Genomic DNA, 16,907 nt, shown 5'->3' on the forward strand with positions numbered 1-16,907 from the left:
GCCGTCTTAATTGAAAAAATCAACTCTTTTTATTTCACAATTTCTTTTCATTTTATACTATGATAAATTCTTAAATTAAATTAGCTTTACAAAAATTTATTTTTTTACATTAAAGCCTTTTTCAATGCCGAAAAAAATTATAAAAAATCTCCGTATCGGAGTGGCAATCTGCCTACTACTGCTGATTGCGGGTTCTATAGCATCCTTTGTCAGCATACAAAAACAAGTGGATAATAGAGAACGTCTTTTGAAAAGTAAGGAAACAATAAGCTTAGTTAAAGATGTTTTGAATTCTCTATTAAATACTGAAACGGGTATTCGGGGATATCAGCTTACAGGGCAGCAAAATTTTCTAGAACCTTTAAACAAAGGCATAAAAAATTATAAAGAGCTTATTTCTGATATAAAAAGATTGAATATTAGAGATGAGCATCAGATTAATCTTCTCAATGATTTAGTGCGTACTTCAGATACAATGATGAAAGGAAACGTTTTGTTAATTAAGAAGCGCAAAAACGGAATCGCCATTTCCTCAAAAGAACTCACCCAAAATAAGGCAGCTATGGATAAATGCCGTATGCTGGTTCAGGAATTTGTAAAATATGAAGAAACGCAACTCGCTGCAAAAAATAAAGACCTGAACACATCATCCCAATCCACCGTTTTGTTTATTGTTTTTTCAGCAATCGCAGCCATTGCCGTGACTATATTTTTTTACATACAGCTGAGAGCCGATCTTATTCGAAGAGATAAATTAGAAAATGACCTGTCTTACACAAAGGAAATTCTTGAGCAGACCAGCTCTGTGGCCCAGGTAGGAGGCTGGGAAGTCAATATGAAAACAGGCACTGTGTTCTGGTCCCAGAGTACCAAAGAAATTCATAAGGTTAATAGCGATTTCCAGCCGGATTTTGAAAATGCGGTCAGCTTCTTCAAAGATGAAAATCTGGAAAAAATGAAATTTCTGTTTAACAGGGCAATGACAGAAGGAACACCCTTTGATGAAGAACTTCAGCTTGTACGCAATGATGGAGTTACTATTTGGGTAAGGGTAAAAGGGCTTCCGGAATTTGAAGGAGAAGTGTGCAGCAGGGTTTTCGGAATTATTCAGGATATTGATGCTTTCAAAAAAATGTTGCTGGAAATTACCAGAAAAGAAGCCATGATGCAGTCATTTGTCACCGATGTCCCGGTTCCGCTCGCAATGTTTGATAAAGATCTGAACTATGTTTCCGTAAGCACCCAATGGAGAGAAGAATTCAACATGAATGATGTGGATCTTATCGGTAAGAATTTTTTCGACGTTTCGCCGGACGTTCCCGAAGTCAGAAAAGATATTTATAGAAATGCCCTTTTGGGAAAAACTTATATTAATGAAGATTTTACGATCAAAATAGATGGTAAAAAAGAAATTCAGCATTACGATCTTAAAGTGGGGCCGTGGTACCTCACGGAAGATGAAGTGGGCGGCATAATTGTTTCTGTACAAAACATTACCAATGCGATACTTGTGAACGAAGAGCTGAAAAGTGCCAAAGAAATGGCAGACATAGCGAGCAAGGCAAAATCTGAATTCCTGGCCAATATGAGCCACGAAATCCGGACTCCGCTCAACGGGGTAATCGGGTTTTCTGATCTGCTTCTCAGAACACCGCTTAATGAAACTCAGACGCAGTACCTGAATTACATCAACGAATCCGGGGAAAACCTGCTCAACATCATCAATGATATTCTTGATTTCTCTAAAATAGAATCCGGGAAAATGGAGCTTCTCATTGAAAAAAGTGATGTCTATGACATGGTAAGCCAGGTAATTAATGTGATCCTGTACCAGTCGCAAAAAAAGAACATTGAGCTTCTCCTCAACATAGAGCCCGGACTTCCGAAAACAGTTTTAATTGATGAATCAAGATTAAAACAAATCCTGATCAATCTTTTAGGAAATGCCGTTAAGTTCACGGAAAAAGGCGAAATCGAGCTGAAGGTGGAAAAACTCCGGATGGATGATAAAAATATTTCATTACGCTTCTCTGTGAGGGATACGGGAATCGGGATTCCCGTTGAAAAACAGAAGCATATTTTTGATGCCTTCACTCAGGAAAACAGTTCCATCAGTAAAAGATATGGCGGAACAGGCCTCGGACTAACCATTTCCAACAATATTTTAAAATACATGGGAAGCCATCTGTCGCTTACCAGCACAATGGATCAGGGTTCTGTATTTTTCTTCGATATTGAGATTCCTTATGAAATGTCTGAACTTCAGGAAGAAGAAGAAGTCACGATAAAAAGAGCATTGGTAGTGGATGATAATGAAAGCAACCGAATCATTCTCCAGCACATGCTTGGTTATAAAAATATTGAATCAACTTTGGCTTCTAACGGAATGGAAGCCTTAGAAATCTTGTTGAAAGGCGAACATTTCGATGTAATTCTGATGGATTATCACATGCCGCTTATGTCCGGGCTGGAAACCATTGATAAAATCAGGGAACTTTTTGACCGTAGAAAAGACAATCTTCCCATTATCATATTGTCTTCTTCTTCGGAGGAATTAGAAGTCATTACTTCCATCCGGGAAAAAGAAAATTCATTTTTACTGGTGAAACCCATTAAATCTGATGATCTGTATAAAACATTAAGGAAAGTAGTTCATAAAAGTACAGTAGAAATTATTGAGAATAGGGATAAAAAAGAATCTTATTCATTAGTTCCCGAACTTGAAGTTCTTCTGGTAGACGATAATCCGGTAAATATGGTACTGAATAACAGGATCATGAAATTCCTTGCACCAGATGCACATTTGGTGGAAACCGTAAACGGACTGGAAGCGTTGGAAGAATGCCGTAAAAAGCATTTTTCTATCATTCTTATGGATGTACAGATGCCGGTAATGAATGGTATAGAAGCAACAAAGGAGATCCGCCTGCTTCCGGATTACGCTGATGTGCCGATTATTGGGGTAACCGCAGGAAATGTGCTGGGCGAAAAAGAAAAATGCCTGGAAGCTGGTATGACTGATTTTCTTCCTAAACCTATCAGGCAGGATGATCTTTTGGAAAAACTCAAAAAATATATTGGCGTAAAAAGCGACAATAATAAAAAACCGGATGTTGAGTATGCCGAAGAGGAATCAGAAATGAATCCGGAAAAGCACATTAACATGAATATGCTTAACGAACAGATTGGCGATGATGAAGATTTCAAGGAAGTATTTCTCAATCTTCTAATTCAGGAGCTTACCCGGGCAGAAAAAAATTTAGATACATCTGCTCAGGAAAAGAATATTGCAGAAACCAGGATGATTCTTCACAAACTGAAAGGCACTGCAGGTAGTGCCGGGCTTTTCAGGCTATCTGAATCTGCATTGAAATGGGAAAAAATAGCCGAAGAAGAAATGGATTTTTCTTTGATGAATGCTGAATTAAAAGACCAGATAAATATAGGATTGAATATTGTTAATGATTTGATGAAATAATATTTGCAACGTTTAATGTGTTTCAGAAGCTGCCGGAAGCTTTTGTCCGTCAATCGGTAAAGCAAATGAAAAAGATGTACCTTCCGTCTGGGAACTATTAACCTCAATTGTTCCGTTATGGAGATCTATAATTTCCTTACAAAGATAAAGTCCTATACCGAATCCGGATGTTGTACTGCTGTTAATGTCTTTTACGCGGTAGTACCGTTCAAAAATCCGCTCCTGATCGTCTTTGGAGATTCCGATTCCGTGGTCGGTAACAGTTACCTGCAAGCTATTGGGATTCGTTATTTTATATTCAACAATAACCGATGTGTTAACGGGGGAATATTTTATGGCATTTCCGATAAGGTTATGGAGCACCTGAGATATTTTGTCACGGTCAGCAATCAGCAATACCTGTCCGGATGATTTGAAAGTGAAACTTCGGCTATGGTTGGTAGAAAGAACTTCATGTTCAATTTCTGTGAATAACGACTGAAAATCGAAGGATGTTTTTTCAATATGCATTTGCCCAGAATCAAGCCTTGATACATTCAGGAAGCCATTGATTAAATTATTCATGTAATCCACCTGGCTTACGGATTTTTCAAGCATGTTGGAGTGTCTTGGATTTTCCTGATTTGTGTCTGTGCGCTGCAGAAGCTGGAGATAGGCTTTTAGAGAGGTAAGTGGTGTTTTAAGCTCATGGCTCACCATTCCCATGAAATCATCTTTTCGCTGTTCTTCTTTCTTTTGCTCCGTAATATCCCGAAGTGTCCCGTTAAGGCTTAAAGCATTGCCCTGCCGATCATAAAAAACTCGTCCGTTGGCCTGCAGAAGCCTTACTTTTTTATCAATAGTGTTTTGTATGCTGTATTCAATAAAGTAATAACCGTCGGATTCTTTACTAAGAGAATGGGTAATCGCATTGATAACCCGGTCTCTATCTTCGGGAAGGATAACTTCCAATGCAATAGATAAGTCTAAATTTTCTTTGAATGATAATCCGAACCATTTCCTAAGCAGGGAATTTCCGGAAAAAAGATTGGTTGCGGGCTGGTAATAGAATGTGGCGAGTTCTCCGGCATCAATCGCAAGAGCCAGCATTTGCTGATCGTTTTGGCTTTTCCGACGCTCTAAAACCTGCTGGGTAATTTCTTCAAGAATGATAAGCACCCCCGAAATAGAACCTCCTTCCGAAAATATGGGCTGATAAATGGAATTTACAATGGCTTCCCTTAAACCGCCATTATGGCGTAATTGTACAGTAAACTCATTGTTTATTCTTGGTTTTCCACTATCGTACACTTCACTAATCCATTTGTTAACAGGCTGTCCCTGCATTTCTGGACGGGCTTTTTCGTGCGGAAAGCCTACAACTTCTTCTTCTTTTCTGCCCCAAATATTAAGGATAGCCGGATTGGCAATTTCAATGATGTGTTCCGGCCCTTTCAGCATGGCAATTCCTACGGGAGCCTGTTCAATAATCGTTCGGATATATTCTTTGCTATGGGCAAGCTGTTTTATGGAGATGCTGAGCTCTTCGTTGGTGGAGGTCAGTTCTTCAAGCGTAGCAGCCATTTCCTCATTGAGGGCATGTTCTATTTTTTCTTTCTCGCGTATTTGCTGCAAAAACTCGCGACGTGAAGTTACGTTAAGAGCCGTATTGAGTATACACCATGTTTTATTATTCTGATCGGTAAGTGCTTTATATTCATAGTCGAAATAATCGAGCACTTCTTTTCCATTTTTGATTAGTGTTGCAGGAGCTTCCGATACGGAATATGTATTGCCTGAACGCCAAACCTGCTGCAATAATCCCAAAAACGGCTGTCCTTCCAGTTCAGGAATGGCTTCCATTAGAGGTTTGCCAATTACCGAAGCATCTTTTCCCCAAAGAGCCAGCATACCTTCATTGGCAAAACGAATAATCATTTCTTCTCCTGAATAGATGGATGTCGGTGCGGGAGAGGAGGCCAGTGCCCTGATGATTAGATCAGGACTAAAAATATTATGTGTAGGATGTTTTTCAGGAGTCATAAATATAACAAAGATAGGTAATATAGGTTTATTATGATTGAAAAGTGGGATGTGAAATATATTGTTTTATAGAGATTCAATTTCATTTTGTGATTTTTTAATGTGAAACGGATATTCAAATTGCTTAAGACATGCTTTTATTATTAGACCACATTACAAAATTATTATGATCTAAAACAGAGTATTATTATTGTTTGCCCTCTTATTATCACTTATCCCAATCGCAAGAAATTGATTTTACTGATTAGCAGACTATTTTGTATTTAATAAAAAATTAGATTTTTTGATTGAAATTTTAAAAAAAATTCATAAAGAAAGAACAGGGAGTTTTAATTTAGTTAAAGCACTTCGGCGGGTTCAGCAATGAACTTGGATATCTTTCAATTATGACAAATTACGGACAATCATTAAGTAAATGAATACAAGGCATTAACCGGAAATATCCAATATTTAAAGTCCCGATAATTTATAATATATTTTATTATGCTTTTTACCATATGATAATTGTGATCACTGTACTATATATTATTTTTAAGTCATGGAATCGCTGATAAATCTTATCCTGCAATTTGGTGACCTGAACAAGCAGCAGATTGATTTTTTGCTGAGCAAGGTTGAAATGCTTGAATTCAAAAAAAATGATTACCTGTCCGAAGCTGGAAAGGTGCCGCGCTATGTTGCTTTCGTTTTAGAAGGTGTGTTTCGCTTTTGTTATTATAACAACAAGAGTGAAGAAGTTACTAATTATTTTGTAGACGAAGGCAATTTCGTAGTCGACAATGAAAAGTTCGAATCGCAGATTGCTGCTTCGGAATATGTGCAGGCTGTTACCGACTGCAAAGTGCTTGTGTTTAATAAAAAAGATTGGGATGAAATTTCAAACACTATTGTGGGGTGGGAAATGATGAAGGCAAAAATGGTGAAAAAATGCCTTACACTTGCAATGGAGCGACGCAGTCCTTTGGTTTCAGAAGATGCCACAACACGTTACCTTTCGTTCATCGAAGCTTTTCCCAACCTCATCAACCGTATTCCTTTGTCATACGTTGCTTCATACTTAGGGGTTACCCAACAGTCACTAAGCCGTATACGCCGCAACATTCGGTAAAGTTGTTTTTACCATTTGGTAAATGTTTTGTGATTTCCTTTTTCAATATTTGTATAGTCATTTAAAATAATAAAAAGATGAGCAATAAAATTGTATTAATAACAGGAACAAACAGCGGTTTTGGATGGCTTACCACCCACAGCGCAGCTGCTGCAGGACACAAGGTATATGCCACGATGCGAGACACAAAAGGGCGTAATGCAGATAAAGCCGCAGCTCTTTCTGCTGTAGAGAATGTAACGGTACTAGACGTTACACTTACAGATGATGGCAGTGTTAAACACGCTGTTGAAACCATCCTGGAAAAAGAAGGCGCTATTGACGTGCTAGTAAACAACGCTGGTTATGGTATGACCGGTGTGGCTGAAAGTTTTACCGTAGCCGATGTGCACACTACTTTTGACATCAATGTTTATGCACCTTGGCGGCTGATGAAACAGGTGCTTCCTGCCATGCGAAAGCAGGCTGAAGGATTAATTATTAATGTTACCAGCGGATTTGGAAGAGTATCATTTCCCTTTGCTACCATGTATGCAGCCTCTAAATTTGCCCTTGAAGGAATAAGCGAAGGTCTGCATTACGAAGTCAAGCGTTTAGGTATTGATGTGGCCATAGTAGAGCCTGGTGCTTTTCCCACTGAAATGCAGCAAAAGAATAACCCCGCATCTGATCAGGATGTGTTTGAAGGGTATAGCGCTGTCGCCGAAATCCCCAACAAAATGATGAATGCGGTGGGCGGAGAGATGCAGGATAAGAAACCTGACCCGCAGGATGTTGCCGATGCCATTGTGAAACTTATTGAAACTCCAAAAGGCAATCGGCCGTTGCGAACTGTAGTTGACCCGATAACGGGCCAGTACATTCAGGCAGCCAACCAAGCCGTGGCCGAGCAATTTGCGAAAGGGCTTACGGTTTTCGGGATGGGTGAGTTGCTGTAAACAAAACAGGTTTAATAAAAATTGCAGGAGCATACGTTTCTGCAGTTTTTATTTGAAGAATTATTTTGATAATCGAAAATAGTACAAGCTGAATTCACAGCCTGTACTCAAAAAAATCAATGATCTTACTATTAATGTTTAATAAAGGTTTTCTCTGTTGTTTTATTTCCTTCTTTCACGATAAGCAAATAGGTAGCACTCGGAAGACCTGATATATTTAGTTTTTCCTGATAATAACCTGTTGAAGACCGTACTTCTTTACTGAAAACTGTTTTACCTGTAAAATTGAAGATCTGCAGCTTGATTATATTTTCATTCGATTTTAAGTTTACCGTAAGTTCATTATTAGCAGGATTGGGATAAATTTTCAGATCAGAACTGTTTTTGTCTGTTTCAGCAACCGCTAAGCTTCCGAGACTACAAGCCGGAATTCTGTTGGTTCCGTCAATTCCCCATGTGGTCATTACAGGAATGCAAAGCCAGTTGAGTACAGTAGGAAAGTGGTCGGTTTGCCTTGGCGTATTCAGGTAATTTTGAATGGTAAATGTTTCCGAAGTCTGAAGATTTCTCGTTGGAGTTCCGGTAATAATTGCATTATTCGATAATGGTCCTGAATCTGTCAAAGTATTTCCAGAGGTTTCATTCATTTTGTAACGTACCAGGAGCTGATTATAATTCGGATGCGAGCTCGTTATTTCCTGGTTGGCCCACTGCACTATGGTTGCATTGGATAATACCGTTTTCCACACTCTTACATCTTTATAGGAAGCGGCGAGATTAACACCGTACGTATTGGTTCCATCCTGATTAATGGTTAAAGGTAAATTAGAAGTAATATCACCGATGCTATTCATTTTTCCTGTAGTTACGGGCACACCGTCTTCGTACATAGTTGCCAGTCCATCTCTGTCAAAGGTCACGGCAATATGTTTCCACTGATTGGTGATGATCTTTCCTCCAACAAGATCCAGTCTGTTGCTTCCGTCACCGATATTCATTTTAAATGTCTGTCCGGAATATCCTGAGATCACAAAACCTTTGTTATATCCATTATTCCAGTTTTTATTACCGATAAATACAGGATCACTGCTAAAGCTGGCATTAGGCTTTACCCAAAATTCAATGGTGAAATCCTGATTGGCCCCGAAATTAAAACTGCTTTGTGAAGAAGGTTTAGCATAGGTTCCTGCGGGTAAATTCAAACGGTTGTACGTAGGTGTACTCTGAATCTGGCTCTTGGCAATGGGCTGAGAAGTAAAAGTTGGATTGGAATAAATCGAGAAAATATCCCTTTCGGAAAGATTTCCTCCACCGTGACCGGTATCTGTTGCGCCGTGGTCTGTGGTAACTACAACCAACCAGCTTTCATTGCTGTAGGTGCTCCTGTTTTTCATGGCCGTAAGAATTTCACCGATATAGGCATCTGTAGTCTGAATAGAATTGACATATTGCGGCACCGCGGAAGAAAAGCCATACGAATGTCCTGCGTGGTCCACATCATCAAAATCTACAAACAAAACATCCGGATTGTCATTCTGCAATGCGTTAACAGCTGCATTCTTTACCGCAAGATCGGTACTGAAATTGGTTTTTACATCGGCATTCTTTATGATCGTATTGTTAATGGGCGACCAATGTGCCAAAGATATGGTTTTCAGATTAGAATTATAAGATTCGATTCTTGACAGGAAGTCGGGGTAAGCTGTAAAATTTGGGCTTGTAAAATTATTGTCCTGTACATTGTGTTTGTTGTGGTATACCCCGGTAAGCATTGTGCTCCAGCCGTTTCCGCTCCAGGTCGGTGCCAAGGTCAGCGCATCTAAGGAATAGACGGCAGTTGTCAAAAGTCCTTGGATGTTTGGCGTGTTGGAAGACATCATCACATCGGGCCTGCAGCCGTCTATCCCGATGAAAAGTACTTTTTTGGCTTGTGCGCTCAAAAGGGCAGCAGACATCACCAAAACAGAAAAAAGTTTTGTTTTCATATTATTTTTATTAAAGATTATTGTTGAATATTTCGAAAACTGCTTATAGAATGTGATTCTGCAAAACAGCTTTTATAAAGAATCAGTAAAGAACTTTTTCAGACTCTGAAAGCGTGTTGAAGATATAATCGGGTTGAACGGCTTCAAGCTGTTCTCTGCTTTGCGCACCGCTCAGGACTCCGATGGTAAGACCGCATCCTGCATTTTTTCCTTCTTCAATATCAATGGCAGAATCTCCTGCTTTTAAAACCTGCCTGGCATCGGAAATACCGAATTTTGACATAGCCAGCCTGATCATTTCGGGGCTCGGGCGGCTTTCAGAAACATCATCTGCCGTAATCAGATCATCAAAATGAATATGTTTTTCCCAGTTTAATTTTGAGAGCAGCTGTTTTGCAATATTTTCCGTGTACCCGGTATTTAAAACCACTTTTTTGCCGTTTGATTTTACTTTTAATAAAAACTCTTCAACACCAGCGATGGGTTTTACGTTGAGATCATTATAGGCAAGAGCCAGGTCGTCTGAGAAGTTTTCGAATATTGCTTCGGTATCATGTGTATTGCCGCCGATTTTTTCCAGGAGATTTTTTATGGCTTCTGCTTTTTCCATTCCTGCACAGACTTCAAGCACCATACTTAAAGTTACATTGTAGCCATAATCGGTTACAGCTTTTGTAAGTGTTTTATACACTACGTTATCTTCATCGATTGTTGTTCCGGCCATATCCAGAACCAATAATTGTATATTCATTTTTTTAAGAAAAAATTGTATTGATATTAAATTTTGAATAGCCCCCGCTTCCGGTCATCCCTTTTCCGCCGATACCCGTCACGATATGTATGTTAGGCGAAACATTATATTCGAAAATATCTCTGGTTTTGCACTGAGAGTAAATTCCGAACCATCTTCTCTGAATTTCATACGTTGGGAGGTCGATTATTTTCCTGGCTTCCTTGATCATAAATTCATCAATTTCCATATTGAGATCGTAGCCAAGATCATCCGCATGGGCGGCATCGGCATACTCATGGGAATCTCCTATGATCACAGAGCCGTCCAAAGCCTGTTTAAACAAAATATGAATTCCGAATTTCTTTTCAAAAGAGTTTTTATCTTCTTTTTCTTTAATGGATTTAAATGAGGCGCATTCACTGAAAGATTCGTATCGTCTTATAGATAATCCGGTAAGGATATTTCCCGGAAGAGAATAAATTCCCTGTGGTTTAGTCTGCAGCATCTGAAGCTTGCTTACTTCCAGGTCGCTTGTATTAAAAACTTCAGGATATAAAGTTTTAAACTCATTCCCGCCACAAATAATAATTTTTGAGGAATGCATTTTCTTTCCATCTGCTGTTGTAACAGTACAATTTGAATTGTTTTCAGCTGTTTCTACAACCGTTGTATTGTAAAAAATATCCAGACCTTCGTGATACTTCAGATATTGATGCAGCTTTACAATCATCTCCCCTGAATCCACCGAAATTTCCTGCGGGAAAAACAATCCTCCTTTGCAGTAGTCGGATCTTAAACCGTCAAACTTCCGGATACATTCACTTTTTGAAAGAAGCACCGAATCGTAATCGTTGTTTTTGTTAATCTCTGCCAGCTCACTGATCAGCTGAAGCTCTTCATCATTTGAAGCAATATACACCGAGCCGTTTTGTCTCACGGTAAGATCGGCCTTAAGCTGAAGTTCTTTATAAATCCTTAAACTTTCTTTTCCGAAATTCTGCCATTTGATATCCATTCCAGACGGTACTACCTGCCCGAAATTTCTTACGGTAGCCCCCTGCGGAACAGAATTTCTTTCTACAACAGCAACTTTCAGGTTTTTCTGTAAAGCGTGGTACGCGTGGAATGTTCCTAAAATTCCACCACCTACAACGATGAGGTCATATTGAGTATTCATATTATTTTTTTAAGCTTTAAATGGATCAAAACTGATGAGCGGTGAGCTGTTTTCTTCCTTTAGTTTTGATTTTGATTTTTTTTGAAAGGCTAAGAATGCCGTTACCGAAAAAAGAAGAACTAATGCAGCAATAATATAATTCAGATGGATATAAAATTCCAGCCATGAATGATCTGCCGAGCTCAGGTTCTTCAGGAATAGCACCGAAACACTTCCGAGATAGCCAAATGCATCCACAAAATAAATAAAGAATCCTACGTTTCCTTTAATATTAAAAGCAGCAATCATCCTGTCAAAATAAATTCCGTTGAATGGGATATAGCAAAGGTACATTCCGAAACCTGATACCGTCATCCATAGAAATGGGGATATTGTACCGTTTTGAAATAAAAAAGTAGATAATCCTACGAAGCTTATTCCGCCAAACAAAATGTAATGATAACAGCTAAAAGCTTTACGGTTGTTTTTCACTTTCACCATCCAGACAAGGATCAGCAAAACCATAATGGAAATCGGAATTTCGGTTAAGGTAAACGTGGCGCTGTCTGTTTTTCCGTTCATTTCATCCCAGATTTCCCTGCTGAAATTGTCCCTGAAATCTCTTAAAACAGTTAAGCTGATGTATAAAATTGTGATGCTTACCAATGGAATGAAGAATTTTTTAACCAGCGATTTTCTTTCTGCTTCACTGAGCGTTTTTCTTTCTTTTTTCAGGGCAATATCTTCGTCATTCGGAGCCGGGATTTTATTTAGTAAAACGGCAAAGATGATCAGCGGAATAATAAAAATCAGGCCTGTTGCAAAAGGCATCCAGAATTCTGTAATTCCGAAAGTATCCATTAAAAACTTTCCTGCAGATTTTACCACACCAGACGAAACCACAAAGCTTGAACAGAGAAATAATCCGATAATTTCCGTGGTTTTTCTGCCCTCAATGTAAGAGAATACAATTCCCCAGATCATCCCGAGCGGAATCCCGTTGATAAACATGAAGATAATATTGTACGGAGCAGGGACAGAAGCAAATCCCAGTAAGGCAAGCTCTGCAGCTGCGATGAAACTTAATAGAAAAACAATTCTTTTTTGTGGTTTTAATTCCGAAATAAATTTAATTCCGATAAATTTCGAGATAAAATATCCCACAGCCTGTGCGATGATTATTAAAATCTTGTAATCAAATCCGAAGAAATGAAGATTGCTGAATGAAGCTACCGTAAAGGGTTTTCTGAAAGCATACATGCAGAAGTAGACTCCGAAAGCTGCTATGGCCGCTTTTAATGTTACGTTTACAGTATTGTTTGTACCGGCGATTGTTTTCATCCTGTTAGAAATTAACTTTTACACCGATGTTTCCGCGTACTCCGTAATATTCCACCTGCTCCGGCCTGTCCTGGCTTTCCCCGAAATGATAAACCAAAGGTTTGTTCAGGATGTTGTTTACATCTGCAAAAACCGTAAAGTGCTTATTAATCTGATAAGAAGTTCCGAAGTCTAAATTGCTGTATTTACCATAATAAGAATCGTAAAGGTCTTCTTCTGCATATTCTACGGCAAATTTTCCTTTATGGTTGTACGCCAGTCTTGCATTAAAGCCATTTTTCTCGAAAAATAACTGGAGATTATACAATTCTTTGGCCTGATACGGGAGCTTTACTTTTCTGCCGCTTGGCTTTTCCATTTCTGAAGTCATGAAAGTGGCATTGAGCTGTGTGCCGAAATACTGAAGGAATCCCGGTAAAAAATCGAACCTTCTGTTGATTCCCAGTTCAATTCCGCCCAACCATGCAGCTTTCCCGTTATTCGGTGCGCTGAACTGAACGCCGGTAATTCCGTTGTAAGATCCGATAAAGGAATCCTGAAAAATAGGGTCTGTAATCGATTTATAGAAAACACCTCCGCTTACGATTCCGACATTGGAGAAATAATGTTCGACCATTACATCTAAATTAATAGAGTAGGTGGGGTTCAAATTGGGATTTCCTCCTTTAAACTCGTTGTCTGCTTCAATATATGTTCCTCCCGGCGTAAGATCTCCGAAATTGGGCCTGGAGAAGGTTCTTGTTGCAGCAAATCTCAAATTTGTTTTATCGTTGATGGTATATTTAAAATGCAACATCGGCAAAACTGCAAGATAGTCTTTTGTATTCTCAACCTCGGTTAAGGCATTGTTAACAACATTATAACCTTTTACTTTTGTATGGGTATTGGAAAATCTTATCCCTCCGAGAATGGTAATTTTATCGTTAATTTTATATGTTCCCATACCGTATGCATCGGCATGTTTTTCAAAAACATCAAAGTTTCTTCCCAATGCTTTATTGTATTCCAGCGCTTCCGAATCGGTTTTATTAATGGTTAAATTCCCCTGATTCTGAAACCAGAACTGATCCATGCCTCCCGTTGTTAGTACAGGTCCGAACGTATTTCCGATATGGGTATTCATTTCACTTAAATAATCGGTTCCGCCCGGCTGTGTCGTGATATGCTGTCCAAAACCTGAGAGGAGCGGTGCAGTTCCGTTGCTCCAGTTGTAGAAAATATCTGAGAATTTTGCGTTCCTTTCTTTATCGCGGTATTTGAATCCGTATTTTAAGTTCAGTTTATCTGAAACATTGATTTCATGGTTGAAACCTGCGACAATTTTATCCTTTTCCTGAACATATACTTTATAGAATTCAAGATCGGTAAATCTCATTTGGGAAGCATCCATTTTAAAATCGGGATTACTGTAAAACCCGAATAATGCATCCGGATCCTTATAGTCTAATTTTCCGCCATCTGCTTTCCAGTAGGCTCTTGGACCGACCCCTTTGTCTGAAATATAATTAGGGTTAATGCCGACACCATTCTGGGTATATTTAATAACGTAATAAGAATTGTTCTGTTTATCCGGAATATTTCCGTATTTAAAAAGATTGTTGTAATAAGATACATCCCAGTCGATTTTACTTTTATTGAGCTGATGAACTCCGCCCAGAGAAACCGATGTAAGCTCAGTAATCAAAAGATTATGAATATTCTGAAGTTCTACCCTTGCCGTATTATTTGCACTGCTGAATTTATCAAATCTTACCCTATGCTTGTAATGCGTTTCATCATCGGAGAGGGTACCGTACATTCCTTTCAGGTACAGTGTGCTTTTTGGTGACAATGTATATTCTAATGCTGCATTGGCTCCGGTGGTTTTTCTTACTCCGTTGTAATCTCTGAGTTCCATTCTGAAGACTCCTTCGTCACCGCTTCTTCTGGCTTCAAAATTATCCGTTGACCAGTTTCTGATGAAGTGCGAAAAATTAATAAGGTAGCCGAATTTTTTATTTTTTGTTCTCCCTCCGTACAGAAGTCCGATGTTATAAACACCTTTATCAGATTTTGCATTGTATCCTGTTCCTAAAGTTCCCCTGAATTCAGTTTTCATGGGAGGGGTTTTGGTGATGAAATTCACACCGCCGCCGATTCCGTCTGCTTCCATATCAGGAGTGAAAGACTTATTGACATGCACGTAGGAAATTAGTTCAGTGGGGAAAAAATCAAACGCAGTTGCTCTGGATGTTGTTTCTTCTTCTGCCGTCGGAAGCCTGTTTCCGTTAATCGTTGTTGAAGCCCAGAATGGCGGTAAACCTCTCAATGAAACAAATCTTCCTTCGCCCTGATCTCTTTCAATAGAAACACCCTGCACCCTTTGAACGGTCTCCGCAGCGTTTCTGTCCGGAAGCTTTCCGATGCCATCGGAGGCGATAACATTTGAAATGTTGATGGCGTTTTTCTGCATATTTAATGCGCGGGCCTCACTATTTTTTAAGGTTCCGGTAACAACTACTTCATCAATATTTTTTTGACGCTGGTATAAAATGATACTTCCTAAATCAAGATTTTGTGCGTCAAGAATTTCTATCTTCAGGCTTTTAGATTCAAAACCGATATAGCTTACTTTCAGATTATATTGCCCGGCTTTCAGGTCGCTGATGCTGAATCTGCCTTGGGAATCTGTAATAATCACTTTTGAGGTACCTTCAACAGTAACTGCTGCACCGGGTAGTGCCTGATTATCATCGGAAACAATTCCTGTAATAATCTGCTTTTGTGCGAATACTCCAATGGTGCAACATGCAAACAGCGGAACAAAGCTTTTTTTGAATATCGTATTCATTTTTTTACAAATATTAAAATTACACCGCAAAAATAAAGCTGATTTTTAATATTTATAAACTTTTAATATTAAAGAATGGTAAATAAATTTCGTCTTTAATGTGAACAAAAAAATGTGAGATTTTGTTTTGCGTGATGATCTGAATACATTGCAAATTCCCTACAATAAGGGTTAAAGCTTGGATTACTATTGTTGAAAATTATTCTGTATTACAATAATTTTGATAAAGCAAGATGAACAAATTGTTATTTAATTGTTAAATAGAAAAAATAAAAGTTTACTAATAGTAAACTTTTAAAATAAAGATGATAATTTTTTTTGTGATTACATTCAGTTTTTTTCTGAATAAAGATAAAGAACCAGCATGACGCATGATTCATGAGAGATACTTACCGGAACATGGGGATGTCTGCCATTAAAATATAGTGCATCACCTTCTGAAAGTATTATTTCTTCCTGATCTATCAGATATTTCACTTTTCCTTTAAGGATATATTTAAATTCCCAGGCATCCGTAATTACTTTTTCTCTTTTGGAGTTGGGTTCCAAGGTAAGTAAAACTGCTTCAAATCCTAAAGAATTAAGACTCTTGCTGAAAATGTGCATATAGGTGAAACCCTGCGCTTCAATTTCTTTTTCGATAATGTGCTGGTTTTCCCTCGGAATATACATAAATTTAGACGTGCTGTCTTTTTCCACTCCTTCAAAAAAATAACTTGCATCAATATCCAGCGACTGAATAAGATCCAGTAATACAGGCAGCGAAGGTATGGTTCTGCCGTTTTCAATCCTTGAAATCAGTCCGTTGCTGACATTGGCACGATTGGCCAGCTCATTAATGGTGAGACCGCTCTCTTTTCTGATATCTTTAATTCTTTTCCCAATTCCTATAATAAAGTCACTCATTATTGTTGTAGTTTACAAATAGTAATATTCTGCAAATATAATGGTATTTGAAATATTTTTTTATGATTTCTGAAAATCAGAAAGAGATTAATAATTAAAGGCATCATGGTTGGCTTATTTGCTATTAAAAGCCCTGCACGATGCGAGATATCCATGAAGAATATTACATAAAACGAAAAACGCTGTAAACATTGATGTTTACAGCGTTTTAGCTTATTTTGGTTTCTAACCTGGCGGAGAGTGAGGGATTCGAACCCCCGGACCTGTTACAGTCAACAGTTTTCAAGACTGCCGCAATCGACCACTCTGCCAACTCTCCCTCAACTGCGATTGTATCGTCGTTTTCAGTGGTGCAAATATAGAAATATTTTTAATACCTGCAAAATATTTTAATCATGCGTTTATTGCAC

General features: G+C 38.5%; 10 protein-coding genes and 1 tRNA gene. 3 read left to right on the forward strand and 8 right to left on the reverse strand.

Annotated features, from left to right (window positions below; all coding sequences use genetic code 11):
* Positions 1 to 124: 124 nt before the first annotated feature.
* Positions 125 to 3,478 carry a response regulator gene (locus tag SOP96_RS05220; protein WP_326319991.1) on the forward strand — a complete coding sequence of 1,118 codons (3,354 nt, stop codon included), beginning with the start codon at positions 125 to 127 and terminating at the stop codon, positions 3,476 to 3,478.
* Positions 3,479 to 3,490: 12 nt separating this feature from the next.
* On the opposite strand, the gene SOP96_RS05225 is transcribed toward SOP96_RS05220, so the two are convergent.
* Positions 3,491 to 5,500, reverse strand: a complete 2,010-nt coding sequence (locus tag SOP96_RS05225; RefSeq protein ID WP_326319992.1) for a PAS domain-containing sensor histidine kinase — start codon at positions 5,498 to 5,500, stop codon at positions 3,491 to 3,493.
* A gap of 538 nt (positions 5,501 to 6,038) precedes the next feature.
* Here SOP96_RS05225 and SOP96_RS05230 point away from each other — a divergent pair.
* Together SOP96_RS05230 and SOP96_RS05235 are read left to right on the forward strand one after the other, a co-directional pair.
* On the forward strand, positions 6,039 to 6,608 hold the full coding sequence (locus SOP96_RS05230; RefSeq protein WP_326319993.1) for a Crp/Fnr family transcriptional regulator: 570 nt from the start codon (positions 6,039 to 6,041) through the stop codon (positions 6,606 to 6,608).
* Positions 6,609 to 6,685: 77 nt separating this feature from the next.
* Positions 6,686 to 7,546 (forward strand): SDR family oxidoreductase, encoded by an 861-nt coding sequence (locus SOP96_RS05235; RefSeq protein ID WP_326319994.1) that lies wholly within the window; start codon positions 6,686 to 6,688, stop codon positions 7,544 to 7,546.
* Positions 7,547 to 7,677: 131 nt separating this feature from the next.
* Here the strand turns inward: SOP96_RS05235 and SOP96_RS05240 are convergent, their stop codons facing one another.
* From SOP96_RS05240 to SOP96_RS05270, 7 genes are all read right to left on the reverse strand, one after another.
* Positions 7,678 to 9,531, reverse strand: coding sequence for an alkaline phosphatase family protein (locus SOP96_RS05240; RefSeq protein ID WP_326319995.1), 1,854 nt, complete (start codon positions 9,529 to 9,531; stop codon positions 7,678 to 7,680).
* A gap of 82 nt (positions 9,532 to 9,613) precedes the next feature.
* Positions 9,614 to 10,282: an HAD-IA family hydrolase gene (locus tag SOP96_RS05245; RefSeq protein ID WP_326319996.1), complete on the reverse strand. Its 669-nt coding sequence runs from the start codon at positions 10,280 to 10,282 to the stop codon at positions 9,614 to 9,616.
* Between the two features lie 4 nt (positions 10,283 to 10,286).
* The gene (locus SOP96_RS05250; RefSeq protein WP_326319997.1) at positions 10,287 to 11,441 is read right to left on the reverse strand and encodes a TIGR03364 family FAD-dependent oxidoreductase; all 1,155 of its coding nucleotides are present in this window, start codon (positions 11,439 to 11,441) and stop codon (positions 10,287 to 10,289) included.
* A gap of 9 nt (positions 11,442 to 11,450) precedes the next feature.
* The gene (locus SOP96_RS05255) at positions 11,451 to 12,761 is read right to left on the reverse strand and encodes a DUF5690 family protein (protein WP_326319998.1); all 1,311 of its coding nucleotides are present in this window, start codon (positions 12,759 to 12,761) and stop codon (positions 11,451 to 11,453) included.
* A 4-nt stretch (positions 12,762 to 12,765) separates the two neighbouring features.
* Positions 12,766 to 15,591, reverse strand: a complete 2,826-nt coding sequence (locus SOP96_RS05260; RefSeq protein ID WP_326319999.1) for a TonB-dependent receptor — start codon at positions 15,589 to 15,591, stop codon at positions 12,766 to 12,768.
* 330 nt (positions 15,592 to 15,921) lie between these two features.
* Positions 15,922 to 16,497, reverse strand: coding sequence for a helix-turn-helix domain-containing protein (locus SOP96_RS05265; protein ID WP_326320000.1), 576 nt, complete (start codon positions 16,495 to 16,497; stop codon positions 15,922 to 15,924).
* A 231-nt stretch (positions 16,498 to 16,728) separates the two neighbouring features.
* A tRNA-Ser gene (locus SOP96_RS05270) sits at positions 16,729 to 16,816 on the reverse strand.
* Between the last annotated feature and the right edge of the window lie 91 nt (positions 16,817 to 16,907).

Source organism: Chryseobacterium salviniae, from assembly GCF_035819015.1.
Lineage (GTDB): Bacteria > Bacteroidota > Bacteroidia > Flavobacteriales > Weeksellaceae > Chryseobacterium > Chryseobacterium salviniae.

Coding starts and splice junctions, on each gene's coding strand:
- SOP96_RS05250 (WP_326319997.1), bottom strand. CDS start 11,441: ATGAATACTCAATATGACCTCATCGTTGTAGGTGGTGGAATTTTAGGA.
- SOP96_RS05265 (WP_326320000.1), bottom strand. CDS start 16,497: ATGAGTGACTTTATTATAGGAATTGGGAAAAGAATTAAAGATATCAGA.
- SOP96_RS05235 (WP_326319994.1), top strand. CDS start 6,686: ATGAGCAATAAAATTGTATTAATAACAGGAACAAACAGCGGTTTTGGA.
- SOP96_RS05225 (WP_326319992.1), bottom strand. CDS start 5,500: ATGACTCCTGAAAAACATCCTACACATAATATTTTTAGTCCTGATCTA.
- SOP96_RS05260 (WP_326319999.1), bottom strand. CDS start 15,591: ATGAATACGATATTCAAAAAAAGCTTTGTTCCGCTGTTTGCATGTTGC.
- SOP96_RS05240 (WP_326319995.1), bottom strand. CDS start 9,531: ATGAAAACAAAACTTTTTTCTGTTTTGGTGATGTCTGCTGCCCTTTTG.
- SOP96_RS05245 (WP_326319996.1), bottom strand. CDS start 10,282: ATGAATATACAATTATTGGTTCTGGATATGGCCGGAACAACAATCGAT.
- SOP96_RS05255 (WP_326319998.1), bottom strand. CDS start 12,761: ATGAAAACAATCGCCGGTACAAACAATACTGTAAACGTAACATTAAAA.
- SOP96_RS05230 (WP_326319993.1), top strand. CDS start 6,039: ATGGAATCGCTGATAAATCTTATCCTGCAATTTGGTGACCTGAACAAG.
- SOP96_RS05220 (WP_326319991.1), top strand. CDS start 125: ATGCCGAAAAAAATTATAAAAAATCTCCGTATCGGAGTGGCAATCTGC.